Raw genomic sequence first — 25,864 nt, 5'->3', positions numbered from 1 at the left:
GACCTGTCCTAAGCCCGGAGCCGGTCGCGCAGGGCGAATTTCTGGATCTTTCCGGAGGGGGTTCTCGGCAACGACGGCACGATCTCCAGCCGCTCGGGCCAGTACTGCTTGGCCATGCCGAGGCCGGCGAGGTGGCCGCGCATGTCGTCGAGGGTGAGCGGGGGATCCGACGGCGAGCCCGCCGTGACGAGGATCGCGCAGGCGCGCTCGCCCAGCCGCGGGTCCGGGTAGCCGACGACGGCCACGTCCTTGATGGCGCGGTGCCGCAGCAGGGCCGCCTCCACCTCCACGACGGGGATGTTCTCGGCGCCCCGCATGATGACGTCCTTGACCCGGCCGGTGATCCGGATGCCGCCGTGGCCGTCCTCACGGGCCAGGTCCCCGGTGTCGAACCAGCCGTCCTCGGTCAGCGACTTCGCGTACACCTCGGGGCGGCGGAAGTAGCCGAGGCACTGGGCGGCGCCGCGGACCTGGAGCAGGCCGGGCTGCCCCGCGGCCACCGGCTCGCCCTGGCGGCCGACGATCCTGACCTCCATCCCCGGTACGGGGGTGCCGTCGCTCTCGGCCGCGCGCATCGCCGGGTCCTCGGGGCGGGTGATCGTCACGCAGCCGTTCTCGCTCATGCCCCACAGGGCGTACACCCGGCAGCCGAGGACCTCCCGCGCGTCCTCCACCAGGAGCGGCGCGATCGGCGCGCTGCCCGTGGCGAACGTCGCCAGCGCGGACAGGTCCCTCGGGGAGGCGCGCTGCGCCTCGATGAGGTCGGAGAGGAACGTGGGCGCGCCCATGAAGAACGTGACCTTCCGCTCCTCCAGGATCCGTAGCATCAGGGCCGGGTCCCACGCGTCCACCTGCACGGCCGTCGCGCCGAGGATGAGCGGCATGACGAAGTTCCAGGTGTAACCGGCCTGGTGGGTCGTGGGGGAACCCATCGCCGTCACTTCCCTGATCGTCAGGTGAAGCACGTCGGCCTGCGCCCTGTTCATCGAGTACAGGGTGTTGTGGCTGTGCACGACGCCCTTCGGCTCACCGGTCGTGCCGGAGGTGAACACGATCTGGGCGGGGTCGTCCGGTCCGGCCTCGAGGGCGTCGAGGGCCTCGATCTCCTCGGGGGAGGGGTCGGGGCCGAGGAGGTCGCGGTCGAAGTCGAGCGCGCCGCTCATACCGCCGCCGCCACCGCCGCCGAGCAGCACCCGGTGGCGCAGGCCGGGGACGGCGCGGGCGACCTCGGCGCTCATGTCCGCGTACGAGAAGCCGCGGAACTCGGCCGCCGCGATGTATACGGGGCTGGCGGTGAGCCCGGTCATGAACTCGACCTCGCGCCTGCGCATGATCGGCACGACCGGGCCCGCCACGGCGCCGATCCGCGCGCACGCGAGGATCGACGCGACGAGCTGCCACGAGTTGGGCAGCTGCAGGGTCACCACGTCACCGCGGCCCACGCCCAGCCGCACCAGGCTCACCGCGAGGCGGTCGACGCGGTGGGCGAGCTCGGCGTAGGTCACCGTCTCGGCGACGCCGCCGCGATAGCAGACGAGCGCCTGCTTGTCCGGGTGGTCGGCGGCGGAACGCCGGAGGTCGTCGAGGATCGTCTCGTCGCGCCACCAGCCGGCGGACCGGAAGTCGTCCTTCATCTGGGGTCCCTCCTCGGTCTGCCGAGGGCCGTCCTGGCCCGCGCGGCGACGGCCTGGGGGGTGATGCCACCCCGCTCCAGGAGATATCTCTGGCCACCGGAGACCGGCACGAACGCGTCCGGCATCGCCACCCGGTGCACCCTGACCGGCAGGATCTCGGAGAGGCTCTCGGCGACGGCGGCTCCGAAGCCCCCGGCGCGCCAGTGCTCCTCCACCGTGACCACGACGCCGGTCGCGCTCGCCGCGGCGGCGAGCGTGGCCGTGTCCAGCGGCTTGACCGTGTGCACGTGGATCACGGACGCCGCGATGCCGTCGCGCTCCAGCAGGTCCGCGGCGTCGAGGGCGGCGAGCACCGGGTACGGGCCGCAGGCGGCGAGCGTGACGTCCGCGCTCCCGCCGCCCTCCCGCAGGGTCCGCGCCTGCCCGAGCCGTACGGGCGGGCCGTCGGGAAGGTCGGGGGTGGCGTTGCGGCCCAGCCGGAAGTAGACGGGGCCCGGCAGGAGGAGGGCCTGGCGGAACAGCTCGTCGGTGGTGGCCGCGTCGGCCGGGACGACGACGGTCATGTTCGGCAGGTTCCGCATGACGGCCAGGTCCTCCAGCGAGTGGTGGGTGGGGCCGAGATGGCCGCCCGACACCCCGGAGTGGGTCGCGGCGATGCGGACGGGCAGGTTGTTGAGCGCGATGTCGACCTTGACGGCCTCCAGGGCCCGGGTCGAGGCGAACGCCGCCATCGTGTTCACGACGGGCACGCGCCCCTCCTTGGCGAGCCCGGCCGCGGCGCCCATGAGGGTGTGCTCGGCGATGCCCAGGTTGAGGTACCTGTCGCCCGCCTCGCCGAAGTCGACCCCGCTGAACAGGCCGGTGTCGCTGTCCAGGCAGATCAGCCGCTCGTCGGCGGGCATGAGTTCCACGAGCACGTCCCGGTAGACCTCACGGGACGAGCGCGTCTTCAGTGTGGTGGCGGTCATCGCCGCTCTCCTTCCGAGGCGGCGCGCAGGTCTTCCGCGGTGGCGCGCAGGGCGGAGAGCGCGCGGCGGTGCTGCCGGTCGCCCAGCTTGGCGTAGTGGCTGCGTGCCTGCCCCTCGATGAAGGGCAGTCCCTTGCCCTTGACGGTGTGGGCGATGATCAGGGTGGGCCGCCCCCGCTCGGGCGGCGCGTTGAACGCCGCGGTCAGCGCGTCGACGTCGTGGCCGTCCACCTCGTGGACCTGCCAGCCGAAGGCCTGCCACCGGTCGGCCAGCGGCTCCAGGTCGCCGACGGACTCCGTCTCGCCGGTGATCTGGAGGCGGTTGCGGTCGATCACGGCGGTCAGGTTGTCCAGCCCGTGGTTCGCGGCCACGCTCGCGGCCTCCCAGACCGAGCCCTCCTGGAGCTCTCCGTCGCCCATGACCACGAAGCACCGGCGCCCTGAGCCGCCGAGCCTGGCCGCGAGCGCGACCCCGACGCCCAGCGCCAGGCCGTGGCCGAGAGAGCCGGACGGCATCTCCACGCCGGGAATCTCTGCGTGGGGGTGGGCCATGAAGGAACTGCCCGGCAGCGCGTAGTCGGCGAGCCGCTCTTCAGGGAAGAAGCCGGCCTCGCAGAGGGTCGCGTAGAGGGCGATGCCCGCGTGTCCCTTGCTCAGCAGCAACATGTCCCGGTCGGGCGAACCCGGGTTGCGGGGGTCGATGCGCATGATCTGGAAGTACAGGGTGGCGAGAACCTCGACGAGGGACATGGAACCCCCCAGGTGCCCGCCCTCGGGACTCGCGCACATGTTCACGATGTGTTCCCTGATCCGGCCCGTCACCGCGGCCGGATCGGTCATCTCGCCCGCCTGGGTCGTACCCGGCAGGGTGGAGGTGCTGCTCACGTCTGCTCCTTTCGCCTCGGTCAGTTCGGGTGCAGGCCGATGAAGTCGAGCCCGAGGGACTCGGGCAGGCCGAGCCGGATGTTCATGCACTGCACCGCGTTCCCGGAACCGCCCTTGACCAGGTTGTCCAGGGCCGCGATCACCGTCACGCCGTCCGACTCCGGGTCCAGGGCGAAGCCGACGTCGCAGAAGTTGGAACCGGACAGGATCTTCGCGTCCGGGAACCGGTGCAGGCCGCGCCGCTGGGCGACCACGCGGACGAACGGCTCGTTCCCGTACCGCTCCCGGTAGACGGTGCGGATGTCCCGCTCGCCGGCACCGTCGGCGAGGCGTGCCCTGCACAGCAGCTGCACCCCTCGTACGGCCTCCACTCCCGTCGCCGTCATGCTGACGGGAAGCCCGGTCGCCTGGGAGATCTCCGCCTCGTGCCGGTGGCGCGTCGGGGCGAAGACCCTGAGCGCGCCGCTGCGTTCGGCGTGCAGGTTCTCCGCGCCCGCGGTCGCCCCGGCGCCGCTGGAACCGGTCCTGGCGTCGACCGTGATCTCGTCCCTGATCAGTCCGGCCTCGGCCAGCGGGGCGAGCGCCAGGATCCCGGCGTTCGCCATGCAGCCGGGCACGCTGATCCGGTCGGCCGTCCGCAGACGGTCCCGGTGGAACTCCGGCACGCCGGGCACGAAGGTGCCGAGAAGCTCGGGGGCCTCGTGCGGGACCCCGTAGTAGTCCGCGTAGGTGTCGGCGGACCGCAACCGGAAGTCGCCGGACAGGTCGATGATCGTGCCGGCCCTGCCGAGGAACTCCGGCATCCGGCGCATCGTCTCCCGGTGAGGTGTCGCCAGGAACAGGACGTCGTAGTGGTCGAGCCGGTCCTCCGCGCAGAAGGCCAGCCGGGTCCTTCCCCTCAGGTTCGGGTGGACCCCGTCGATCTGGCGGCCTTGCAGGCGCCGGGAGGTGGCGGCGGCCAGCTCGACCTCCGGATGGGTGGTCAGGATGCGCAGGAGCTCGCCGCCGATGTAGCCGGCGGCCCCGACGACCGCGACGCGTGTCATGTCTCTCCCCTCGCGATGAGATGGGCCGCGATGGCGTCCGCCACGTCGACCCTGGAGCCGTGGGCCTCCTGGAAGCCCCTGAACTCCACCCGGTCGTTGACTTCGAGCACGGTCAGGTGCCCGTCCACGTCCTCGATGAGGTCGACGCCCGCGATGTCGGTGCCGACCGCCTCGGCGGCGGCGACCGCGAGCTTGGCGTGGACGGGGCCGAGCGGGCAGTACTCGCTCACGGCGCCCCTCGCCACGTTGGTGCGCCACTCCTCGCCCCGGCGGTAGGTCGCGCCGAGCGCCTCGCCGCCCACGACGAGCACGCGGATGTCCCGGTCGGCCTTGGGCACCTGCTCCTGCAGGTAGACCACGTGCGACTGCGGGGAGGGGAGCGCGGCGACGTGTTCGAGCACGGCCGTCGCCACGGCGCGGTCCGTGACCCTGGTCACCAGCCGGCCCCAGGAGCCGACCAGCGGTTTGACCACGGCCGGGTAGCCGATCTCGTCCAGGGCCTCCAGCGCCGCCTCGGACGTCATCGCCAGCGCGGTCCTGGGCGTCGGCAGCCCGCTGTTCAGCAGGGCCGCCGACGTGTGCCACTTGTCGCCGCTGAGATGCGTGGCGGCGGCACTGTTCAGCACCGTCACCCCCGCCGACTCCAGGGCACTCGCCGCGTAGAGAGCGCGAAAGTGCCCGACTTCGCGATTGAGGACAAGGGTGGGACCGGTCCAGGCCGAGTCGTCCGCGACGAACAGCGACCTGGGGTCCAGGTGCTCGAACCTGGCGCCGCGCCGTTCGAGGGCGCCCATGATGCTCTTTTCCTCGAACCGCACTCGTGACGCGAGGACGGCGAGGTGAGGTGCTACGGAATCCATGGCACAGCTCCCTCCGCTACTCGCCCCAGTCTTCTTCGACGTCCGGTGCCAGCGTGAGGGTCGGGGGCTGGACGGAGGCGATCTCCAGCTCGCTCCGGCAGTCCAGGCACTCCACGATCTCGCTCACCCTGGCGTCTCCGTCGATCGTCACCTCGGCCGCGCACTCAGGGCATTCCGGGCCGTTCACAACCTTCTGCATGAGCTCATCCCTGTTCGTAGTTGTCCGAGATTGTCTTATAAACCGTAACCCCATTTCCCATGAAACAGCTAATAAGTGGTTTTACTCGAAATGAACGATATTGCTTATGTGGCGATCTCATAACTCTGATCTATTACCTCATAAGCATCGCTTCTTGGGTAGGGGCCGAAAATTGCCGTGCCGGGTGATTAAGCTCTTTAGTGGTGATTATTTGCTTGCTTGTCGTCATCTTCAGAAGTCTCCAGAGGTCTCCAGAAGGAGGGGTAATGCGAGGGATCGCAGAGAGTCCGGCCGTCAACGGCAACGGTGCGCACCCGGCTCCATCTGATCTTGATTTCGATTTCGGAACCGTCGAGCGCACACCGGGCGAGGAGTTCGCGGCCGCCGTGAGCGCGGCCGGCGAGCGCACAGGTGACGGTGCCGGTGAGCGGGGGGACCTGGTGGTGCCCTTCGGCATGCACCTGCCCGCCGCGTTCCCGCTCTTCGCCTCCCGCCCCCGCTATCCGGTACGCCACCTGCTGAAGACCGCGCCCGTGGCCGACGGCCCGGCGTCCTACGTCCACGAACCTCCCCGGGGGCGGTTGAGCGAGTCGGGCACCTCCTACGCCGCCACCCCCGAGGCGGCCTTCGCGCCCAGGATCGAGCGGACCAGGCTCACCGACCTCACCGTCTCCGTGCCGATCCCCGAGGGGATCCTCGGGCAGCCCGCGCTGCTGGCCCCGTACGTCGACTACCGCGTGCTCGTCCGGCTGTCGGTGGCGGAGAACGAGGCGCTGCTGCACGGCACCCGCGACGGAGCGATCACCGGGCTGCTCCGGCTGCCCGGCACCCGCCACCGGCGGACCGGCCTCGGCCTCGAGGAGGCGGCCACCGAGGCCGCCGCCGAGGTGGAGGAGACCGGCGGCTCGTGCGACGGCATCGTCGCCCACCCCGCGGTCTACTGGGAGATGGTCAGGACGGGCATGCTCGGCCGGCTGGCCGCCGCCGGGATCACCGTGTCGAGGACGCGCATGATCCCGAGGGACACCCTGCTCATGGGGGACTTCCGCGCCGCGTTCACCCTGCTGCTGCCCGGCACCTCCTTCCTCGCGCTGCGCCGCGGCGCCGGGACCGACGGCGCCGACCTCGTCGAGGCGAGCACCCGCGTCGGCCTCGCCGTGCACCTGCCGCAGCACCTGATGACGCTGTCGTGGGGTGGCCGCCATGGGTGACCCGCGGATCCTGTACATCACCGGGTGGATGCGGAGCGGCAGCACCCTGCTCGGGAACGTCCTCGGCGAGCTTCCCGGCGTCCTGCACGCCGGCGAGCTGCACTACCTGTGGCGCAACGGCGTGCTGAACGCCGGCACGAACTCCAGCTGCGGCTGCGGCAGGGACCTGACCGCGTGCGACGTCTGGTCCCCGGTCCTCGGATCCGGCGACGTGGCGCAGGCCGGCGCCGCGCGCCGGATGATGATCCTGCAGCGCTTCCTGCTGCGGACCCGCCACACGAGGACCCGCCTCGCGGAGGCCCAGGGCAGGACACCGACGGCGCCCGGCGTCGAGGAGGCGCTCGGACGCACCGCCGCCGTCTACCGGGCGCTGGCCACGAGCGGCGGCGAGCGCCTGATCGTGGACGGCTCGAAGTATCCCGCCGAGGCGGCGGCGCTGCTGGGGCGTACGGACCTGGACGTCCGGGTGCTGCACATGGTGCGCGACCCCCGCGCGACGGCGTTCTCCTACAAGAACGCCAAGGAGTACATCGACCCGATGAGCCCCGCCCGCAGCAGTGGGTACTGGAGCGCGTTCAACGTCGCGTCGGAACTCGTCGGAGGGGCCGCCCCCGACCGGTACCTGCGGGTCAGGCACGAGGACCTCTGCGACCGGCCGCGAGAGGTCGTCGCCCGGGTCATGCGGTTCGCGGGGCTGGCGGGAGAGCCGCCGGTCGACGGGACCGGCCTGGTCTCGCTCGGGGAGAACCACACGGTGACCGGCAACCCCGACCGGCTGTCCAAGGGCGACACCAAGATTCGTTCCGACGAGCGCTGGCGCACCGCGCTGTCCGCGCGGGAGATCGCCGCCGCGACGGCGTCGGCCCTGCCGGTGCTCACCCGCTACGGATACCCGCTCCTGCCGATCGGGCAGGCACGATAATTAGGGAGCCATTTCATGGACCTTCGGCTTAAAGGGCGCGTGGCCCTGGTGGCGGCTTCGAGCAGTGGGCTCGGGCTGGCCGTGGCCAAGACCCTCGCGGCGGAGGGGGCGAACGTCTCGATCTGCGGCCGTGATCCCGCCAAGCTGGCCACGGCCCACGTCGAGGTCAACACGATGGGAACGGGCGAGGTGCTCAGCACCCCCGTGGACCTGCGCGACGAGCGGGCCGCCGCCGAATGGGTGCGGCGGACCGCGGACACGTTCGGCGGGCTGGACATCGTGGTGACCAACTCCGGCGGGGTCCCGTTCGGGCCCGTCGACAGCTTCCAGGTCGCCGACTACCGGGCGGCCATCGACGGGAACCTCCTGCCGCACGTGAGCGTCACCCTCGCGGCGCTGCCCTTCATCAAGGAGGGCGGCTGGGGCCGCATGCTGATGATCGCCTCGGAGTCGGTGCGCCAGCCCCACCCGGAGAGCGGCCTGTCGTCGGTGGCCCGGCTGGGCCTGCTCGGCTACATGAAGGGACTGGTGCACGCGCTCGGCGCGAACGGGGTCACGATCAACATCCTCGCCCCGGGCTTCCACCGCACCCCCATCCTCGACGAGCAGTTCGGCGCGGAGGTGGAGACGGAGATCGCCCGCGTCGCCGAGCGGATCCCCCTCGGCAGGATCGGGGACGTGGCGGATTTCGGCGCGCTGGCCGCCATGCTCGCCAGCGACCAGGCCTCGTACGTCACGGGCACGGTTTTCGTGGCCGACGGAGGCAACACCCGCGGCATCGGCTGAAGACACCGGCCGACCGGCCGGGAAGCTGAGGAGGAGCGAAAGATGTCCGTACTCGGACACGTCGCCAGTACGCGCAAGGCGGCACTCTACGTAGTCAAGATAGGCAGCGCGAGTCTCGGCCACGACGCGCTCTTCGACGAGCTGGCGCTGCTGCGCCGCCGCGGCGCCCGCGTGCTCCTCGTCGCGGGCGGCGCGGCCGGCATCACCCGGCACTACGCCGACATCGGCCGCCCGGTCAGGACGCTGAGCCTGCGGGGCGACAGCGAGGTGCGCTACTGCCCTCCCGAGGAGATGCCGCACATCGTGGACGCGTACGAGCGGGTGACGCTGCCGCGCGTGCGCGACGCGCTCACCTCGCGCGGGCTCACCGTCTTCGCCTCGGTCGCGCGGGACGGGGCGCTGGTGAGCGCCCAGGCCAACCGGCCGCTGCGGGCCGTGCGGGACGGCAGGACGACGGTGGTCCGCGACCACCGGGCGGGCACCGTGACCGGAGTGGCCGCGGACCGCCTCCAGGCGCTGCTCGACGCGTTCGACGTGGTGTGCCTCTCGCCGCCCGTCGCCGACGGCGCCGGCGGCACCGACGGCGGCGACGGTTCCGCGCTCAACGTCGACGCCGACGTCCTCGCCGCCGAGCTGGCCAACGCCCTCGCCGCCGACCACCTGCGCCTCGTCACCGGCACGCCGGGACTGCTCGCCGATCCGGAGGATCCCGCGAGCCGCCTGGCCGACGTCGTACGCGGCGAGGGGGAGCGGTTCGCGCGGGGCCGGATGCGGCAGAAGGTACGCGCGGCGGAGATCGCCCTCGACGGGAGCGCCGACGTCGCGATAACCGGGCCGCACATCCTGTCGCCCGCGTCGGGAACGCGCTTCTGGCGCGCCCCGGCGCCCGCGCCGGACCTGTCGCTCCTCGCCCGCGCCGTGGAGATCTCCTCGGTGTCGGCCGACGAGCGGGAGCTCGCCGAGTACCTGGTGGACTGGTGCACGGAGCGCGGCGTCCACGCGGAGATCGACGCGGCCGGCAACCTCGTGGCCACCCGCGGCTCCGGCGACCGGCGGCTGCTCATGCTCGGGCACCTCGACACCGTGCCGCACCGGTGGCCGGTGCGCTGGGACGGGCTGACGATCACCGGCAGGGGCTGCGTCGACGCCAAGGCCAGCCTCGTCGCCTACCTGGAGACCCTCGCGGACATGGACGTGCCGAGCTGGGCGCAGGTGCGCGTCGTCGGCGCGGTCGAGGAGGAGGTCACCTCGGCGGGGGCCTTCCACGCCAGGGACCACTACCCGGCCGACGCGGTGGTCGTGGGCGAGCCCAGCGGCGAGAAGGCCCTGACCATCGGCTACTACGGCCTGCTCAAGGTACGGCTGCGCGTCAGCCACAGCGTCGGGCACACCGCGGGACAGGGCGTCACCACCGCCGCCGACCAGATGGTGGACGTCCTGAGCAGGCTGCGCGACGAGATCGGCAGGGCCGACTCCCAGGCGCTGGTGGCCGTGCTCGGCATCCACGCGGTGAACGGCGGGGACGTCCAGCTGGGCGAGACCGTCGTCGACGTGCGGGTTCCCCCCACCCTGGACCTGGAACACCTCGTCGAGCTCGTCCGCCGGGTCGCGGGACCGGTCGTCGTGGAGGTGCTCCGCGCCACGCCCGGAGTGGTCACCTCCCGCACCAGCCCGCTCGTGAAGGCGTTCTCGCGGGCCTTCAGGGAGGAGGGCGTGGCTCCGAGGTTCCTCGCGAAGAAGGGGAGCAGTGACATGAACACCCTCGCCACCACCTGGCGGGGAGTGCCCATGGTCGCCTACGGCGCGGGTGACGCCGCGCTCGACCACACGCCGGACGAGCACCTCGACGCCGAGGAGTTCAGACGGGCCAGGACCGTGCTGTCCAGGGCGGTCGCGAACTGGGTGGAGCAGGGCCGCCCACCGGCGACGCCGGCCACACCGCAGGACACGGCCGGTGCCGGACCCGCCGAAGGTGCCGGGGCCGTCGAGGGCGCCGGGGCCGCCGGGCCCGCCGCCGGTGCCGGGCCCGCCGGTGGCGCCGGGGCGGGCGAGACCGCTGGAGCCGCTGGAGCCACTGAGGCTGTCGCAGGAGAGAGGACACCGTGATGACAACGATCGCCGTCGACGAGACCGCCGGCCACACCTACCAGCTGTCCCACCTGGACGCGCTGGAGGCGGAGGCCGCCCACATCTTCCGGGAGACGGCCGGGGAGTTCGACCGGCCGGTGATCCTCTTCTCCGGGGGCAAGGACTCCATCGTCATGCTCCACCTGGCGCGCAAGGCGTTCGCCCCCGCGCCGGTGCCGTTCCCCCTGCTGCACGTCGACACCGGCCACAACTTCCCCGAGGTCATCGGCTACCGGGACCGCGTCGTCGCCGAGCATGGCCTGCGGCTGGAGGTCGCCTCGGTCCAGGAGCTCATCGACCGGGGTGAGCTGGCCGAGCGGCCCGACGGCTCGCGCAACCCGCTGCAGACGGTGCCGCTGCTCGATGCCATCGAGACGAACGGCTTCGACGCGGTCTTCGGCGGCGGGCGGCGGGACGAGGAGAAGGCCCGCGCCAAGGAGCGGGTGTTCTCCCTGCGCGACGACTTCGGCGCCTGGGACCCGCGGCGGCAGCGACCCGAGCTGTGGAACCTCTACAACGGCCGCCACTCGCCCGGCGAGCACGTCCGCGTCTTCCCGCTGTCGAACTGGACCGAGCTGGACGTCTGGCAGTACATCCTCAGGGAGGGGATCGAGCTTCCGCCGATCTACTTCGCGCACGAGCGCGAGGTGTTCTCGCGCCGGGGCATGTGGCTCGCCCCCGGCGCGTGGGGCGGCCCGAGGGAGGACGAGCCCCTGGAGCGGCGCCTCGTGCGGTACCGCACGGTCGGCGACATGTCGTGCACCGGCGCCGTCGACTCCGGCGCCGCGACCCTGGAGGCGGTCATCGAGGAGATCTGCTCCTCCAGGCTGACCGAGCGGGGCGCCACCCGCGCCGACGACAAGCTGAGCGAGGCCGCCATGGAGGACCGCAAACGGGAGGGCTACTTCTGATGACCACCACACTGCTGCGTTTCGCCACCGCCGGATCCGTGGACGACGGGAAGTCCACCCTCGTCGGCCGGCTGCTGTACGACTCGAAATCGATCCTCGCCGACCAGCTGGAGGCGGTGGAGACGGCCTCGCGCAAGCAGGGCCTGGAGACCGCCGACCTCGCGCTGCTCACGGACGGCCTGCGCGCCGAGCGCGAGCAGGGAATCACGATCGACGTCGCGTACCGCTACTTCGCCACCGCGCGCAGGCGCTTCATCCTCGCCGACACGCCCGGCCACGTGCAGTACACCCGCAACATGGTCACCGGCGCCTCGACCGCCGAGCTCGTGCTCATCGTCGTCGACGCCCGCAACGGCGTCGTCTCGCAGACCAGGCGGCACGCCGCCGTCGCCGGCCTCCTCCGCGTCCCCCACGTCGTGCTGGCCGTGAACAAGATGGACCTCGTCGGCTGGGACGAGGGGGTCTTCGCGGCGATCGCCGAGGAGTTCACCGAACACGCGTCCGGCCTCGGGATCGGTGAGGTGACCGCGATCCCGATCTCCGCCCTCACCGGCGACAACATCGTCACCCCCTCGCCGAACATGGACTGGCACACCGGTCCCACGATCCTGGAACTCCTGGAGACGGTGCCGGTGGGCGTCGACCCCTCCCGGGCGCCCGCGCGGCTTCCCGTCCAGTACGTCATCCGGGCGGACGGCCACCGCGCCTACGCCGGCCAGATCTCCAGCGGCGTCCTGCGCGTCGGCGAGCGCGTCACGGTCCTGCCCGGCGGGCGGACCTCCACGGTGGCGGCGATCGACGTGCTCGGCGAGCCCGTCGCCACGGCGTGGGCGCCGCAGTCGGTCGCCGTACGCCTCTCCGACGACGTCGACGTCTCCAGAGGCTCCCTCATCGTGCCGGAGGACGCGGCCCCCGACCTCACCTGCGAGCTGCGCACGACCACCTGCCACCTCCACGAGCGCGCCCTGCGCGTGGGGGAACGGGTCCTGGTCAAGCACACCACCAGGACGGTCCAGGCGGTCGTCGAGGACATCGTGCCCTCCGTCGCCCTGGGGGATCTGACCTGCGCCCCGGAGGCGGACAGCCTCGCCGTCAACGAGATCGCGAACGTCGTGCTGCGTACCACCGACCCTCTCGCGGCCGACCCCTACGCGCGGTCCCGCATGACCGGTTCCTGCCTGCTGATCGACCCGGCGGACGGGACCACCCGCGCCGCGGGGATCGTCGAGGAGACGCTGCCGGGGTGAGTGCCGACCGCGAGAGCGTCGGCGGATTCGCCATGAGAGTGTCAGCGCGCGGACGTCCGGCCGTGGAAGGCCGGCGCGGTCCACGGCGTCCAGGGGCATCTGGGCGCCGAAGGGAACCGCGCCAGGCCCGCCCCGCGGCGCAGGCGAGACGGGCCGTCAATGGTGTGGCCTCGGGGTGAGATCAACGGGCTGATCTCACCGAGGTCTCACTACTCGTCCTCGCCCTCGTCGTCTTCGAAGATCTCGTCGACGACCTCGGCGGCGACGAAGCCGCCGACCACACCGGCGGCTCCGGCGGCGGCGACGCCGCCCCAGCCGGGTCCGCTGCTGTGACCGCCATGGTGGCTGTCGTGGTGGCCGCCGTAGTGGGCGCCGCCCTGGTGGGCGTAGGGGTCGTGGTGGCCGCCGTGGGAGGCGTACGGGTCGTGGCCGCCGTAATGGGCGCCGCCGGAGCCGTACTGGGACAGAGCGGCCAGCCAGCCGTTGATCTCGGCGGTCCAGTCGCGGTGCGGGGCCTGGTCGTGGCTGGTCTGCCAGCGGCCGAAGGCGTCAGAGCTGGAGCCGCCGTAGCGGCCGGAGCGCTTGTCGGCCTCCACGATGACGTCCAGGCCCGCGGGGCTCGCGACGAAGGTGAGCTCGACCTCGTTGATCTGCCCGGCGTAGGCGGGCGGCGGGTAGAACTCGATCTCCTGGTAGAACGGCAGCTGCTGGCTGACGCCGTAGAGGTGGCCGTGCTCGATGTCGGCGCTCTTGAACTGGAAGCCGAGTCGCACGAAGGCGTCCAGCACGGCCTGCTGGGAGGCCAGGGGGGCGATCTCGACCGGGTCCATGTCGCCCTTGTCGACGGCCGCGGCGATCGCCAGCTCGGTGCGCACCCCCATGACCATGCCGTGCAGGCGCTGGCCCATCACCTCGGTGACCGGAGCCTCCCACGGGACGGGGAACTGGAACGGCACCACCTTGTCCTCGCCGCTGCGCAGCCGGAAGGGCCCGCTGACCTGGGTGCGGAAGAACTCCACCAGGCCGGTCTGCTCACCCTCGCCGTGCTCAGACTCCATTCTGGTGACCAGACCGAGGGCGATGTACTCGATGTCGGCGTCGAAGTCACCGCCCTTGACGCGCACCTCACCGCGCAACAGCTCGCCGGGCCGCACCCGCGGCGCGGCCAGCACGGTGTCCACCGAGGGAGCCCCGACTCCGAAGGCCCCCAGCATCCGTTTGAAGATCACGATTTCCTCTCTTTCTCGTTCGCGTGACGTGTGACGGTCGAGAGGGAAACGATCATTCCGCGGCCAGGGTTCCCGCTGCTCCATACCGGATCGGCAGGTAAGAAAAACATGTCTCACCTGGTGCGGAGGTCAGGGAATTCTTGAAGAACGCGCCGCGGTGGGCGTACAGACGGCGAGTTCGGCGATGAGGACCGGCGGCGCCGGCGAGACGGCTGGGGTATGACCTGCTTCACAACCGGGCACTTGGCCGGCAGGTGAGACGTTGCCCCGGGCAAGCAGGCCGCCGGCGCTGCTTCGTCCCTCAGGGGCCGATAGCGTGGCGTAAGACCACCTGGCCGACGATGTCCAGGTTCGCCGAAACGGCTCGCTGGAGCCGGAGGGGAAGGGCAAGGTGGTGATGTCCGTGTCGTCGGGCTCAGGCCATAGCACAGGCCACGCCAGGGACCGCCGATCACCGGATGGGAGCTCGCGGTGAGTATCGCGCTCGGCCTGCTGGCCGTCCTGGTGCTGACCCTGGCGACCGGCTACTTCGTCGCCCAGGAGTTCGCCTACGTCACCGCCGACCGGCTGACCCTGTCCCAGCAGGCCGCCGCCGGGGACAAGAAGGCCGCCAAGGCCGTCAAGGTCATGGAACGGCTGTCGTTCATGCTCTCGGGCGCCCAGCTCGGCATCACCGTCACCGCGCTGGTCGTCGGTTTCATCGCCAAACCCGCGCTGGCCGAGCTGGTCGCCCCCGCGTTGCGGGCCGCCGGCCTGAGCGGCGGCGCGGTCGACGCCATCGCCCTGGTGATCGGTTTCGTCATCGCCACGATCGTCCAGATGGTGCTGGGCGAGCTGGCGCCCAAGAATCTCGCGCTGGCCAGGCCCGAACCTTTGGCCCGCGCGCTGGCCTCCTCCACCATCGTCTACTTGATGATCGCCGGGCCGATCATCAAGCTGTTCGACTCGGCGGCCAACAGGCTGTTGCGGGCGGTCGGCATCGAACCGGTCGAGGAACTGCACCACGGCGCCACCCTGGAAGAGCTCGGGCACATCATCGGCGAGTCCGAAGCCCACGGCCACCTGCCCGGCGATCAAGCCGACCTGCTGGAGCGGGCGCTGGCCTTCTCCGAGCACACCGCGGAGGAGGTCATGGTCGCGCGCGCGAACGTCATCGCCGTCAGCGGCTCCGCGCTGATCCCGGAGCTGGACGAGATCATCGCCCGTCACGGGCACACCCACTACCCGGTGCTCGGCGGCGACGGCGTGGACGACCTGGTCGGCATGGTGAGCCTGCGCGAACTGGCCGCCTTGGCACCGGAGCGGGCCGCGAGCACCCGGGTCGCCGACATCGCCGGTGAGGTGCTGGTGGTGCCTTTTTCGACCTCGCTGCCGGACCTGGTGGCGCAGATGCACGCGCGCGGCCAAGAGGTCGCCTGCGTCCTGGACGAGCACGGCGGCCTGAGCGGGCTCGTCACCTGGGAGGACGTCGCCGAAGAGCTGGTCGGGGAGATCGCCGACGAAAACGACCTCGACATCCCCGCCGTGACGTCCACCGGCGAGGACTGGGAGATCGAGGCCGAGCTGCGCATCGACGAGGTCGCCCTGGAGACCGGGCTGGAGCTGCCCGACGAGGACGACTACGACACCGTCGGCGGCCTGGTGCTGGACCGGCTGGGCCGTTTCGCCGTCCCCGGCGACGTGGTCACCGCCGAGCTGGTGCCCTCCATGGCCGACGACGCGCCCACCCACGTCGAGATCGAGGTACTGACCCTGGACCGCCACGTTCCCGAACGGGTACGGCTGCATCCGCTGCGCCGCACCGGCCCGACCGGCGAACAGAACAACGAACAAAGCGATGATCCGACGGGTGAACCGACCGGCGCGCAGCCCCCCGCACCGGCCGACGAGCAGAGCCACGAGCAGCCTCGGGCTGATGAGCAAGGCAGCCAACAGCCTCGGGTCGACAAGCAAGCCCGCGAGAGTGAGAACACGTGAACCTGCCCCTGGGGTTGACCCTCACCATCGTGTTGCTGATCGGCAACGGCTTCTTCGTCGCCTCGGAGTTCGCGCTGGTCGCCGCCAAACGACACCGGCTGGAAAAAGACGCCGCGCACGGCAGCCGCGCCGCCGCCGCGGCGGTCAAGGGCATCCGCGAGCTGTCGCTGATGCTCGCCGGAGCGCAGCTGGGCATCACGTTGTGCTCGCTGGGCCTGGGCGTGGTCTCCGAACCACTGATCGCCGGCAGCCTGGCTCCGCTGTTTCACACCCTGGGCCTGCCCGAGGCCGCCGCGCACGCGGTCGCCTTCGTGATCGCGCTGGCCATCGTGACGTTCCTGCACATGGTCATCGGCGAGATGGCCCCCAAGTCGTGGGCCATCGCCCACCCCGAGCGCTCGGCCACCATCCTGGCGCTGCCGTTTCGCGGCTTCACCGTGGCGGTGCGGCCGATCCTGACCGCGCTCAACGGCGTCAGCAACCTGCTGCTGCGCATGGTGCGGGTCCAGCCGCGCGATGAGATCTCCAACCCGCGCACTCCCGCCCAGCTGCAGCGCCTGGTGGAGGAGTCGCGGCGCCTGGGCCTGATCGAGACCGCCGATCACGCCGTGCTCACCCAGGTCCTGCGCGCCCCGGTCGCCGAGATCGCCCCGCTCATCGCCCCCGTCGACGGCATCGTCGCGGTCGCGGCCGGCGACTCCTGCCAGGAGGTGATCGACACCTGCGCCCGCACCGGCCGCACCCGCCTGATCGTCCACGACGACGCCGGGCAGGCGACCGGGGTCGTCCACGTGCGCGACGCCTACCTGGCCCGCCGTCGCGGCGCCGCCTCCCGGGCGGGTGACCTCGCCTACCGCCTGCCCGAGCTGGCCTCCACAACGTCGGTGTCGCAGGCCGTGGCCACGCTGCGCGCCGCCCACAGCCAGCTGGCGCTCGTCCGCACCCCCGACGGCACCCTGGCCGGGCTGATCAGCCTGGACGACCTGCTGAGCACGCTGCTCATCCCCACCTGACGAAAGGACCTCGCGGGAGCACCCGGTCTCTCGCTCGTGGCGGTTGGCAGTGGGGTCACCCGACACCTTCGGGTGAGTCACCCGGCATCTCCAGGGTGAGTCACCGGGTGTTCGTGGTTTCCGGGGTGAGCCTGCTCGCCTGGGCGGCGGGTCGTCCGGTGCCCGTGGTCATCGGGGTGAGTCACCCGGCATCTTCAGGGTGAGCCACCCGGTGGGGAATCTTCAGGGACGGGTTCGGTCGGTTCGACCGGGCCGACCGGGTCAGCCGGCGAAGGGGTAGCCGCGCAGTGACTGCTGGAAGGCCTTGCGCGCGATCGGGACGTACCCCGAGGCCGCGGCGCCGGTGGAGAGGGCCATGGTCACCGGCAGCGGGCCCGGCGGGGAGGGAAGGGTGAGCTTGGCCGCCTTGGGCAGGCCCCAGAGGTCGTCGCCGTTGGCGACGAGGCAGGCCACGCCCAGGCCGGCCTTGGCGGCCGCGCGCAGCCCAACGAGCTCGGCACCCTCGTAGCCGACACGCCACGGGACGTCCGACTCGTCGAGGACGTCGACGATGCGGCCGCGGAGCGTGCACGGTTCCGTGAAGAGCGTGAGCGGGAGCGCGGCGCCCTCTCCGTGGGCCGGACGGCCGAACCAGTCCATACGCATGTGGCCGAGTTCCTGGCTAGTGGCCCCGGCGCCCTGGGACTTCGTCTGGAGGAGCAGTGCCAGGTCCAGCTGGCCGGTGTTCACCCGGCCCTCCAGGGATTCGCTCAGCCCCGTCTGGACGCTGACCTGGGCGTGCGGCATGCCCTTGGTGAGCAGCCGCAGGATTTCCGGGAGCGCCTCGGCGAGCTGGTTGACGATCCCGATGGACAGCCGCACGTTCCCCGGCGCGGGGACGAAACGGCCCACCGCCTCGTCGTTGAGTGCCACGAGGCGGCGGGCGTACCCGAGGAGTTCCTCGCCCTGCGGGCTGAGCTGCAGCTTCCGGCCGGTCGAGGTGAATATGGGCCCCTTGACGAGACCGCTCAGCTGGCGGATCTGCTGGCTGATGGCGGGCTGGGTTATGTGCAGGGCCTCCGCGGCCCTCCGGAAACCGCCGACATCGACTACGGTGACCAATGCTCTCAGCCGATTTATTTGCAGGTCGTGGTACATTCTTCCTCTTAAGCTGACCTAGTAGGAAAGTATCGAGCCATCTGTTCGAGGTGGCTTTTGGATAAATAGGTCGCAGGCTTTTCCGGATGTTCGCGCCGTGCTCTAGTAAGGCAGGTGGACCCCGCTGGGAGTGCGGGTGTCGAGGGCGTACCGGGAGTCGTTCGCGCGTTTCTTCCGCTGTCGGGGGATCCGGATGAGTTTTCTCTGCGGCCGGCGGATTTGCTTCTGCTCCATGGTCTCCTCCAGTCTTCCGGTCCGGATGCGGTCAGCGTAACCCCGGGCGACCGGGAGCTCCTACACACAGGGCCACGAGTGCGGTGTGAAACTCTCATGCTCGCTTGATGACGCGAAAACTATTCTCATCGCCGGTCGGGAAGCACAATTTACTTATTCGAACTCATCCAGATCGAGGAGACGGCGATGGTGACCTTGAACGCTTCACGGACTGAGCAGCCGAAGGAGTACGACCGGCTCTTCGCCGAGTTCTTCGTGAGCGCCTGGAGCGAGCCCGCGCGTGCCGGCGACCCCGTCGCCACGCTCGCCGGGTTCGGTGTCCACCTCCGCAGCGGGGAGGACACGCCCGAGCCGAGCACCGGGCCCGTGGAGTGCGAGGTCTTCGACGACCTCGTCATCGAGGACCTCGACCATCCCGCTCCCGTCGTGGCCGCTTGGACATACTGCGGATGAACACCTCCGTCGAGGACGTCGAGGACGTCGAGGACAGGGCGACCTCACCGCTGATCGGATTCAAGCGCCACCTGCGGGCGGTGACGGTTCCGGGGGAGGCGGTCTATCTGACCTCGGCCCGGGGAACGGTCGCCCTGTCCGGCAGGCAGATCCAGGCGCTCGCGCCGCTGCTGGGGGGCGACCACAGCCTCGCCGAGGTGCGGAGGCGGACGGCGTCCGAGATCTCGGCCGTGCAGCTCGGGCGGATCTTCGGCAGGCTGGCGGAGGCGAACCTCGTCGGATCCCGCCGTCCCTCGCGAGGCGGCGCCGATGTCGCGTCCGAGGCGTACTGGGACCTCGGGCGGGTGGAAGCGGATCGGGCCGCGACGGCCCTGGCGGAGTCGTCCGTCGAGATCGTCGCCCTGGGGGGCGTCGACACGGGGCCCGTGGCCGAGGCGTTGCGGTCGATGGGCGTCACCGTCGAGGAGGACGGTGACCGGCCCGCGGCCCTGACCCTCGTTCTCTGCGACGACTACCTCGACCCGGAACTCGAACGGGTCAACGAGCGGCTGCTGGCGGACGGGCGGCCCTGGCTGCTGGCCAAGCCGGCCGGCGCCGACCTGTGGATCGGCCCGGTCTTCCGGCCGGGTGAGGGGCCCTGCTGGTCCTGCCTGACCACGCGGTTGCGCGGGCACCGGCGCGGGGAGGCGCGGCTGTGGAGCGCGTCGAAGACGGGCGTCACCAGCCCGCCCGACGCGTCGCTGCCCCTCACCCGCGCCCTCGGGGCGCAGTTCGCGGCCCTGGAGGCGGCCAAGTGGCTGGCCGGGTCGCGGGGCGAACAGCAGGACACCGTGTGGACGCTGGACACCTTCTCGCTGGAGGGCCGCCACCACCGCGTGGAGAAGCGCCCGCAGTGCCCCTCCTGCGGGGATTCCGGGCTGGTGGCGGCGAGTGTCGGAAAGCCCGTCGTCATCGCGTCCAGGAGCAAGGCGGCCGTGGGCGGCAACGGGCACCGCGCGCTCGCCTCCGAGCTGGTGTGGGAACGCTACCGCCACCTGGCCGACCCCCTCACCGGGATCACGGACGCGATCCGGCGCGACCCGCGAAGCCCCTCCTTCCTGCACTGCTACCTTTCCGGGCCGAATCTCGCGCTCACCGACGACAGCCTCACCGCGATGAGAGCCGGTCTGCGCCAGCAGAGCGGCGGCAAGGGGAGCACCGACATCGAGGCCAGGGTGGGCGCGCTCTGCGAGGCGGTGGAGAGACACTGCGGCTCGCGGCACGGGGACGAGCCGACGGTGAGAGACAGCTTCCGCGGCCTGGGCGAGCGAGCCGTGCGTCCCGACGAGTGCCAGCACTTTCACCGGCGCCAGTTCGAGGACCGCGACCGCTGGAACGCCGAGAGCATGGCCTTCCAGCACATCCCGGAGCCGTTCGACGACGAGGAGGTCGTCGAGTGGACCCCGGTGTGGTCGCTCACCGCGAAGCGGCAGCGCCTGCTCCCCACCGACCTGCTCTACTTCAGCAGGGGCGGCCATCCGTCGGTGCGCGCGACCTCGAACGGGAACGCCGCGGGCTCCAGCGTCGAGGACGCGATCGTCCAGGGCTTCCTCGAACTGGTGGAGCGCGACGCGGTGGCCATCTGGTGGTACAACCGCACGCGCCAGCCCGCGGTGGACCTCGGCTCGTTCGACGATCCGTGGATCACCGACCTCCGGTCGCGCTACGAGGACATCGACCGGGAGTTCTGGGTCCTCGACGTCACCTCCGACCTGGGCATCCCCGTCATGGCGGCGATCTCGCGGCGCGTCGACAAGCCGGCCGAGGACATCATGCTCGGGTTCGGGGCCCACTTCGACCCCCGGATCGCCGCGCGGCGCGCGCTGACCGAACTCGGGCAGCTGCTCCCGGCCGTCGCCGGGGCACGCGCCGACGGGACGGGGTACGGCCCGACCGATCACCACATCCGGGACTGGTGGCTCACCGCGACGGCGGAGAACCAGCCCTACCTCCGTCCCCACGGGGACCGGGCCCCGCGGACCCTGGGCGACTACGCCTACACCCCTCGCGGCGATCTGCGGGAGGACGTCGAGCACATCGTCACGCTGGCCGGGCGGATGGGCCTGGACGTGCTCGTCCTCGACCAGACGCGTCCCGACATCGGCATGCCGGTCGTCAAGGTCGTCGTTCCCGGCCTGCGGCATTTCTGGGCGAGGTTCGGCCCCGGCCGGCTGTACGACGTCCCCGTCCTCCTCGGGCGTCTCGACAGGGCGACGGCCTACGAGGACCTTAACCCGATTCCCCTGTTCATGTAGCCGTTCCGCCTCGACAAGGGTCAGGAGTCACAGGATGGTCGGAGGCCAGGGCAGCGATACCGATGTGCTCCAGATATTCCCCCAGTGGTCGTTCCGGGAGGACGTGTACGTCGAACCGGAACCGTACAGCGGGACCGTGGTGCTCCACAGCCGCTGGGAGGACGTGGTCCTGCGATCCCCCGGACCCGCCGTGCTGGAGGCGATGCGCCGGATGAGCCTGGGGCCCACCTCGCTCGACAACGTCATCCGCGAGGACGCCGAGCGGCGGGAGCTCGACGCGATCATCGACGGTCTCCAGCACCTCGTGGTGCGTTCCTTCGGATTCGACCCCGAGCAGCCGCTGATGTCGGTGATCCCGCTCGCCCAGCGGGCACGGTTCCGGCTGCCGGAGGTCCCCCTGCTCCACCCGGTCCGCCTGTCCAGGTTCGCGCTGATCAGAACCGACGGGAACAACTACCACATCGAGTCCCCGCTGTCGCTGCACCGGGTCATCCTGCACCGGGCCGAGGCCATGTCCGGTGTCGGGTCGCTGATCCGCCCGGTCGTCCCGTCGGAGATCGAGCGGGACCGCCGGCCCGTGATCGCCTATCTGATGGCGGCGGGGATGGTGGTGCAGGCCGTGGAGGAGGACCCCTTCCAGCCGATGGTGTTCGAGGAGGACGTCGACCCCGCTCTCGTCGCCTGGACTCCCGTCGACCTCATGTTCCACACCCGGTCCACCCTGGGCCGGCACGACCACGACTTCGGGGCGACGTACCCGATGGGAGACAAGTGGAGCGTCGAGCCCGTCGTGAAGCCGGAGCCCGCGCGGGCTCTCGCCGATCCGGGGCCGGAGCGGGCTCCCGTCGCGCTGCCCCGGCCGAAGTGGGGCGAGCTGCTCGCAGCGGATCCGCCGCTGACCACGGTCGTCGAGGCGAGCCGGCACACCCGGCACTACGGTGAGAGACAGCTGACGGCCGACGAGCTCGGGGAGCTCCTGTACCGGACGGCCAGGGTCCGGTCCCTGGTCGGCTCCCCGGACGAGACCTCGACGACCTCGACGAGCGATCGCCCCTACCCGAGCAGCGGCGGCTCCTACGAGCTCGAGCTGTACGCCACGGTGGACAGGTGCGCCGGCGTCCCCCGGGGCGTCTACCACTACGACCCGCTGCGGCACCGGCTGGAGCCGATCGAGTCCACCCCGGCGGACGTGGACGAGCTGCTGGAGACGGGCAAGGTGGCGGCGAACCTGGACGCGACGCCGCCCGTCCTGCTGACCATCACCGCGCGGTTCCGCAGGCTGTCGCGGAAGTACAACGGGCTGAGCTACTCGCTGGTGCTCAAGAACGTCGGAGCGCTGACGCAGACGCTCTCCTTGGTCAGTACGGCCATGGGGCTGGCGGCGTGCAGGCTGGACAGCGGCGACATCGAGGTGACGGGACGTGTTTTCGGCCTCGACTGGCGTGTCGAGTCGAGTGTCGGTGGATTCGTCGTCGGCCACCGTCCCGGCCGCGAGCCGAACCGCTTTTCCGGGCGGTACGCGGTGAATGACGCCGAGTGGGTTCTTCGAGCAAGGGCGGAAATCACGTAAGTTGGACTTCCCTTTTTGGCATTTCATGAATGTGTGAGGATGCGCGCGGCGGGAGCCGCGTGAACACGCCGCGTCCCACCCACCGGACGCGCGTGAATCGTGCCGCACGACTATGACACGCGGTTTTTCCACTGCGTGCACCCGTTGATTCCCCTGGAGCCACGCGGACGGGCTGTCTAAGCTTATTCAGCTGATATAGATTGTTTCGGGGCGTCGGGCTGACGGGGAAGGACCACCGGTCGGGCTTTGAAGGAGACGGTCGATGACGGTGAACGCCGGCCCCCCGCAGCGCTGGCGCGGATTCGCCAGCTCGCTGCACAGGTCACGCCGTAGGACCCGGCAGGGAGTGGGCGGGCGGGCGGCCCCCAGGATGGCCCGTGCGATCATCGTCGCCGTCCTGTACGGCTACGTGTTCAACGCGCTGATGTTCGTGTGGGGAAGCGGCCTGCCGGGTTCCGACCTGCTGGGCTTCGCCGGCTGCCTGTTCGTCGCGCTGGTCCTGCAGCTCGCGCATTCGACGCGGGACGCGCTGAGCTGGCCCGTGCCGGTTCGGGTTCTCACGCTGTCGACACAGGCCGTCGCCACCTTCCTGCCGTTCGCGTGGGTCGGCCCGCAGGCGGGATCCATCGCGGGGTTCCTCGCCGGGTCCATGCTGCTGGTGGTGGCGGGGCCGGGGCGCTGGGGGCTCTTCTTCGCCGTCGCCGCCGGTGTCGGCGTGCTGCTCGCGCTCCGGGAGGCGAACCTGCTCGCGTTGGACGTCGTCTACAGCGTCTACTTCACCCTGCTGACCGGGTTGATGGTGTACGGGGTCAGCTCGCTGGCGTCTCTGGTGAAGGTGCTCTACGTGGCGCGGGGGGAGTTCGCGCGGGTGGCGGTGGCGCGGGAGCGGCTGCGGGTGGCGCGGGACCTGCACGACCTGCTGGGCTACAACGTGTCGGCGATGACCCTGAAGAGCGAGCTGGCGTACCGGCTGCTGCCGGGGGCGGCAGACCGGGCGCGGCAGGAACTCCGGGACGTCCTGGTGGTCGCCCGCCGCGCGCTGGCGGAGGTGCGGGTGGTGGCGGGCGGGTATCTCCCCATGTCGCTGACGGCGGAGGTCGAGTCGGCGGAGTCGATGCTGTCGGTCGCCGAGATACGGGTGGGCGTGGCCGTCTCGCGGGAGGGCCTGCCCGAGGCGCTGGACACCGTGCTGGCGATCGTGCTGCGGGAGGCGGTCACCAACGTGCTGCGGCACAGCAAGGCGCAGCGCTGCGAGATCGAGGCGGGGGTGGAGGAGGGCTGGGCGCGGCTGCGGGTCGGCAACGACGGGGTCGAGCCGCAGCTGGGGACGCGCTCGTTCGGGACCGGTACGGGACTGGGGAATCTCACGGGCCGGCTGGAGGCCGCGGGGGGACGGTTGTCGGTCACGGTCGACGGTGAGTGGTTCCAGCTGACGGCGGAGGCCCCGGTGGAGGCCCCGGTGGCGGTACCGGTCGCGGAGGGCTCCGAGGTCCCCGGCGCGTCCGAGGCGACCAGGACGTCCGAGGCGCCGGAGACGTCCGAGGAATCCGGGGTGCCGGGCAGGCCGGGGACTCCCGGCGCGCCCGGGACGGTCAGGGTGCCCGGAGCGCCGGAGGAGGAGCACGCGCGACCGGGAGCACCGGGTGACCGGCCGCCGGTCAGGGCCACGGCGCGGACGTGGCACCTGCGGGTGGCGCGCTTCATCGCCGTGCTGGTGCTGTCGGGTTACGGCGTCCTCATCGTGGTCAACGTGCTGGCGGAGCGGCCGCACCCGGTCGGGCTGATCGGATTCGCCGCGTGCGTGGCCGTGCTGGTCGGCGTGCAGATCGTCCACTCCCTGGGGGAGCATCGGTCGTGGCCGGGGTGGCTCAGGAAGGTGACCCTGGCGGTGCAGGCGGTCGCCACGGTCCTGCCGCTGCTGTGGATCGGCGCGCCGTGGGGTTCGATGGGCGGTTTCCTCGCGGGGGCGGTCCTGCTGCTGGTGGGTGGCCACTGGCGGTGGGTGCTGTACGCGGCCGTCGGCGCGGGGGTGATGCTGCTGTCCGTGTTCCAGGGCGACGTGGCGGAGTGGACCGCGTACCTGGTGATCTCCACGCTCCTGACCGGGCTGGTGGTCTTCGGCATCAGCTCGCTGTCGGACCTGGTGGCGCAGGTGGACCGGACGCGGGGGGAGCTGGCGCGGATGGCGGTGACCCAGGAGCGGTTGCGGGTGGCGCGGGAGCTGCACGCGCTGCTGGGGCACGAGCTGTCGGTGATGATCGTCAAGAGCGAGCTGGCGCACCGGCTGCTGCCGAGGTCCGCGGAGCGGGCGAAGACCGAGGTGGCGGAGGTGCTGGAGATCGCGCGGCGGGCGGTCGCGGACGTCCGGGCGGTGGCCAGCGGGTACCGGCACATGTCGTTCGACGCGGAGGTGGACTCGTCGGTCTCCACGCTCGCCGCCGCGGGAATCGACACCGGGGTGATCGTTCCCGCGGACCTGGTTCTCGGGGAGCTGGACGCGCTGCTCGCGGTCGTGCTGCGTGAGGCGGCCACGAACGTGCTGCGGCACAGCGACGCGCGGCGGTGCTCGATCGAGGTGGCCCTGGAAGCGGGCGGGCTGCGGCTGTGCGTGACCAACGACGGGGCGCCGCCGGAGGTGCTTCCTGCCGTCCGCGACGATTCCGGGCTGGGGGACCTGGCGGCACGGCTGGGCGCCGTCGGCGGGCGGCTGGCGGCCGAGGTCGCTGACGGGGCGTTCCGGCTGGTCGTCACCGCTCCCGCCGCCGCCCTCGTTCCCCGTACGCAGGCGTTGGGGGACACGTCGCGGGACGCTCGGGGAGGCACACCGGAAGATATGTCCGGAGGTATATCGGGAGGCGCGCGGAGAACGGACGGCCAGGGCGGGTGATACGGCCGGAGCGTTTTTCGGCTGACAAATGTGAGTAAGTTAATGTCAGAATTCCAAGGCATTGCCAAATTCAATTGACTGGGTACTATTCGGGGCAAGATCGGTTGGTCCAGTCGTTTGATCGAACGGTGGCGAGGCGTATGTGGACGAGAATCGCCTCGCAGAGTGGTTCGCGGGATCGCTCCCGGTGCCGCCCGTGGGATCGGCCGCAGGGGCGCCCGCGAGATGGAGAGACTTCGTGGACCCCGGTCGTCGGTTCTCGCCCCGGAGCCGAC

General features: G+C 71.2%; 20 protein-coding genes. 12 read left to right on the top strand and 8 right to left on the bottom strand.

The features are described from left to right. Positions 1 to 8: 8 nt before the first annotated feature. The 6 genes from ACTOQ2_RS04495 to ACTOQ2_RS04470 are packed head-to-tail and all read right to left on the bottom strand — an operon-like array spanning position 9 to position 5,591. Positions 9 to 1,634, bottom strand: coding sequence for an AMP-binding protein (locus ACTOQ2_RS04495; RefSeq protein WP_440098403.1), 1,626 nt, complete (start codon positions 1,632 to 1,634; stop codon positions 9 to 11). Next, on the bottom strand, positions 1,631 to 2,602 hold the full coding sequence (locus ACTOQ2_RS04490; RefSeq protein WP_440098402.1) for a transketolase family protein: 972 nt from the start codon (positions 2,600 to 2,602) through the stop codon (positions 1,631 to 1,633). Before ACTOQ2_RS04490 ends, ACTOQ2_RS04495 begins: the two co-directional genes overlap by 4 nt. Beyond that, entirely contained in the window at positions 2,599 to 3,486 is an 888-nt protein-coding gene (locus ACTOQ2_RS04485; RefSeq protein WP_440098401.1) for a transketolase, read from the bottom strand. Before ACTOQ2_RS04485 ends, ACTOQ2_RS04490 begins: the two co-directional genes overlap by 4 nt. A gap of 20 nt (positions 3,487 to 3,506) precedes the next feature. After that, positions 3,507 to 4,532, bottom strand: coding sequence for an N-acetyl-gamma-glutamyl-phosphate reductase (gene argC / locus ACTOQ2_RS04480; protein ID WP_440098400.1), 1,026 nt, complete (start codon positions 4,530 to 4,532; stop codon positions 3,507 to 3,509). After that, complete coding sequence (locus ACTOQ2_RS04475) at positions 4,529 to 5,392, bottom strand: RimK family alpha-L-glutamate ligase (RefSeq protein WP_440098399.1); 864 nt, start codon at positions 5,390 to 5,392, stop codon at positions 4,529 to 4,531. Before ACTOQ2_RS04475 ends, argC begins: the two co-directional genes overlap by 4 nt. Before the next feature lie 16 nt (positions 5,393 to 5,408). Next, entirely contained in the window at positions 5,409 to 5,591 is a 183-nt protein-coding gene (locus ACTOQ2_RS04470) for a lysine biosynthesis protein LysW (RefSeq protein ID WP_344745370.1), read from the bottom strand. A 266-nt stretch (positions 5,592 to 5,857) separates the two neighbouring features. On the opposite strand from ACTOQ2_RS04470, the gene ACTOQ2_RS04465 reads away from it, so the two are divergent. Genes ACTOQ2_RS04465 through ACTOQ2_RS04440 form a run of 6 tightly spaced genes read left to right on the top strand, consistent with a single transcriptional unit; the run spans position 5,858 to position 12,795 of the window. Continuing rightward, complete coding sequence (locus ACTOQ2_RS04465; RefSeq protein WP_440098398.1) at positions 5,858 to 6,802, top strand: family 3 encapsulin nanocompartment shell protein; 945 nt, start codon at positions 5,858 to 5,860, stop codon at positions 6,800 to 6,802. Beyond that, complete coding sequence (locus ACTOQ2_RS04460; RefSeq protein ID WP_440098397.1) at positions 6,795 to 7,724, top strand: sulfotransferase; 930 nt, start codon at positions 6,795 to 6,797, stop codon at positions 7,722 to 7,724. The genes ACTOQ2_RS04465 and ACTOQ2_RS04460 overlap by 8 nt, the downstream gene beginning before the upstream one ends. Positions 7,725 to 7,739: 15 nt before the next feature. Then, positions 7,740 to 8,510, top strand: coding sequence for an SDR family NAD(P)-dependent oxidoreductase (locus ACTOQ2_RS04455; RefSeq protein ID WP_440065683.1), 771 nt, complete (start codon positions 7,740 to 7,742; stop codon positions 8,508 to 8,510). Between the two features lie 42 nt (positions 8,511 to 8,552). Continuing rightward, the gene (locus ACTOQ2_RS04450; protein WP_440098395.1) at positions 8,553 to 10,616 is read left to right on the top strand and encodes a M20/M25/M40 family metallo-hydrolase; all 2,064 of its coding nucleotides are present in this window, start codon (positions 8,553 to 8,555) and stop codon (positions 10,614 to 10,616) included. Then, entirely contained in the window at positions 10,616 to 11,548 is a 933-nt protein-coding gene (gene cysD, locus ACTOQ2_RS04445) for a sulfate adenylyltransferase subunit CysD (RefSeq protein WP_440065685.1), read from the top strand. The genes ACTOQ2_RS04450 and cysD overlap by 1 nt, the downstream gene beginning before the upstream one ends. After that, on the top strand, positions 11,548 to 12,795 hold the full coding sequence (locus ACTOQ2_RS04440; protein WP_440098393.1) for a sulfate adenylyltransferase subunit 1: 1,248 nt from the start codon (positions 11,548 to 11,550) through the stop codon (positions 12,793 to 12,795). The genes cysD and ACTOQ2_RS04440 overlap by 1 nt, the downstream gene beginning before the upstream one ends. Positions 12,796 to 13,004: 209 nt before the next feature. On the opposite strand, the gene ACTOQ2_RS04435 is transcribed toward ACTOQ2_RS04440, so the two are convergent. Then, entirely contained in the window at positions 13,005 to 14,024 is a 1,020-nt protein-coding gene (locus ACTOQ2_RS04435) for a sporulation protein (RefSeq protein ID WP_440098392.1), read from the bottom strand. Positions 14,025 to 14,495: 471 nt separating this feature from the next. On the opposite strand from ACTOQ2_RS04435, the gene ACTOQ2_RS04430 reads away from it, so the two are divergent. Together ACTOQ2_RS04430 and ACTOQ2_RS04425 are read left to right on the top strand one after the other, a co-directional pair. Continuing rightward, entirely contained in the window at positions 14,496 to 16,001 is a 1,506-nt protein-coding gene (locus ACTOQ2_RS04430) for a hemolysin family protein (RefSeq protein ID WP_440098391.1), read from the top strand. Then, positions 15,998 to 17,014: a hemolysin family protein gene (locus tag ACTOQ2_RS04425; protein ID WP_440098390.1), complete on the top strand. Its 1,017-nt coding sequence runs from the start codon at positions 15,998 to 16,000 to the stop codon at positions 17,012 to 17,014. Before ACTOQ2_RS04430 ends, ACTOQ2_RS04425 begins: the two co-directional genes overlap by 4 nt. 261 nt (positions 17,015 to 17,275) lie before the next feature. Here the strand turns inward: ACTOQ2_RS04425 and ACTOQ2_RS04420 are convergent, their stop codons facing one another. After that, positions 17,276 to 18,151: a LysR substrate-binding domain-containing protein gene (locus ACTOQ2_RS04420; protein ID WP_440098389.1), complete on the bottom strand. Its 876-nt coding sequence runs from the start codon at positions 18,149 to 18,151 to the stop codon at positions 17,276 to 17,278. Positions 18,152 to 18,571: 420 nt separating this feature from the next. On the opposite strand from ACTOQ2_RS04420, the gene ACTOQ2_RS04415 reads away from it, so the two are divergent. The 4 genes from ACTOQ2_RS04415 (at position 18,572) to ACTOQ2_RS04400 (ending at position 25,589) form a co-directional block, all read left to right on the top strand. Next, the gene (locus tag ACTOQ2_RS04415) at positions 18,572 to 18,838 is read left to right on the top strand and encodes a hypothetical protein (protein WP_440098388.1); all 267 of its coding nucleotides are present in this window, start codon (positions 18,572 to 18,574) and stop codon (positions 18,836 to 18,838) included. Further along, positions 18,835 to 21,132, top strand: coding sequence for a TOMM precursor leader peptide-binding protein (locus tag ACTOQ2_RS04410; RefSeq protein ID WP_440098387.1), 2,298 nt, complete (start codon positions 18,835 to 18,837; stop codon positions 21,130 to 21,132). Before ACTOQ2_RS04415 ends, ACTOQ2_RS04410 begins: the two co-directional genes overlap by 4 nt. 34 nt (positions 21,133 to 21,166) lie before the next feature. Beyond that, complete coding sequence (locus ACTOQ2_RS04405; protein ID WP_440098386.1) at positions 21,167 to 22,702, top strand: SagB/ThcOx family dehydrogenase; 1,536 nt, start codon at positions 21,167 to 21,169, stop codon at positions 22,700 to 22,702. 262 nt (positions 22,703 to 22,964) lie between these two features. Then, a complete protein-coding gene (locus tag ACTOQ2_RS04400) occupies positions 22,965 to 25,589 on the top strand; it encodes a histidine kinase (protein ID WP_440098385.1) in 2,625 nt (874 codons plus the stop codon). Positions 25,590 to 25,864 lie beyond the last annotated feature (275 nt).

Origin of the sequence: Streptosporangium sp. H16 (assembly GCF_051918855.1) — a bacterium.
GTDB lineage: Bacteria > Actinomycetota > Actinomycetes > Streptosporangiales > Streptosporangiaceae > Streptosporangium.
Note: the sequence above shows the minus strand (reverse complement) of the source record. Positions and strands in the feature narration are given on the sequence as shown.

Bases quoted from the DNA above. Each gene is read 5' to 3' on its own strand.
- ACTOQ2_RS04495 (WP_440098403.1), bottom strand. From the start codon at position 1,634: ATGAAGGACGACTTCCGGTCCGCCGGCTGGTGGCGCGACGAGACGATC.
- ACTOQ2_RS04490 (WP_440098402.1), bottom strand. From the start codon at position 2,602: ATGACCGCCACCACACTGAAGACGCGCTCGTCCCGTGAGGTCTACCGG.
- argC (WP_440098400.1), bottom strand. From the start codon at position 4,532: ATGACACGCGTCGCGGTCGTCGGGGCCGCCGGCTACATCGGCGGCGAG.
- ACTOQ2_RS04475 (WP_440098399.1), bottom strand. From the start codon at position 5,392: ATGGATTCCGTAGCACCTCACCTCGCCGTCCTCGCGTCACGAGTGCGG.
- ACTOQ2_RS04470 (WP_344745370.1), bottom strand. From the start codon at position 5,591: ATGCAGAAGGTTGTGAACGGCCCGGAATGCCCTGAGTGCGCGGCCGAG.
- ACTOQ2_RS04465 (WP_440098398.1), top strand. From the start codon at position 5,858: ATGCGAGGGATCGCAGAGAGTCCGGCCGTCAACGGCAACGGTGCGCAC.
- ACTOQ2_RS04460 (WP_440098397.1), top strand. From the start codon at position 6,795: ATGGGTGACCCGCGGATCCTGTACATCACCGGGTGGATGCGGAGCGGC.
- ACTOQ2_RS04455 (WP_440065683.1), top strand. From the start codon at position 7,740: ATGGACCTTCGGCTTAAAGGGCGCGTGGCCCTGGTGGCGGCTTCGAGC.
- ACTOQ2_RS04450 (WP_440098395.1), top strand. From the start codon at position 8,553: ATGTCCGTACTCGGACACGTCGCCAGTACGCGCAAGGCGGCACTCTAC.
- cysD (WP_440065685.1), top strand. From the start codon at position 10,616: ATGACAACGATCGCCGTCGACGAGACCGCCGGCCACACCTACCAGCTG.
- ACTOQ2_RS04440 (WP_440098393.1), top strand. From the start codon at position 11,548: ATGACCACCACACTGCTGCGTTTCGCCACCGCCGGATCCGTGGACGAC.
- ACTOQ2_RS04420 (WP_440098389.1), bottom strand. From the start codon at position 18,151: ATGTACCACGACCTGCAAATAAATCGGCTGAGAGCATTGGTCACCGTA.
- ACTOQ2_RS04415 (WP_440098388.1), top strand. From the start codon at position 18,572: ATGGTGACCTTGAACGCTTCACGGACTGAGCAGCCGAAGGAGTACGAC.
- ACTOQ2_RS04410 (WP_440098387.1), top strand. From the start codon at position 18,835: ATGAACACCTCCGTCGAGGACGTCGAGGACGTCGAGGACAGGGCGACC.
- ACTOQ2_RS04405 (WP_440098386.1), top strand. From the start codon at position 21,167: ATGGTCGGAGGCCAGGGCAGCGATACCGATGTGCTCCAGATATTCCCC.
- ACTOQ2_RS04400 (WP_440098385.1), top strand. From the start codon at position 22,965: ATGACGGTGAACGCCGGCCCCCCGCAGCGCTGGCGCGGATTCGCCAGC.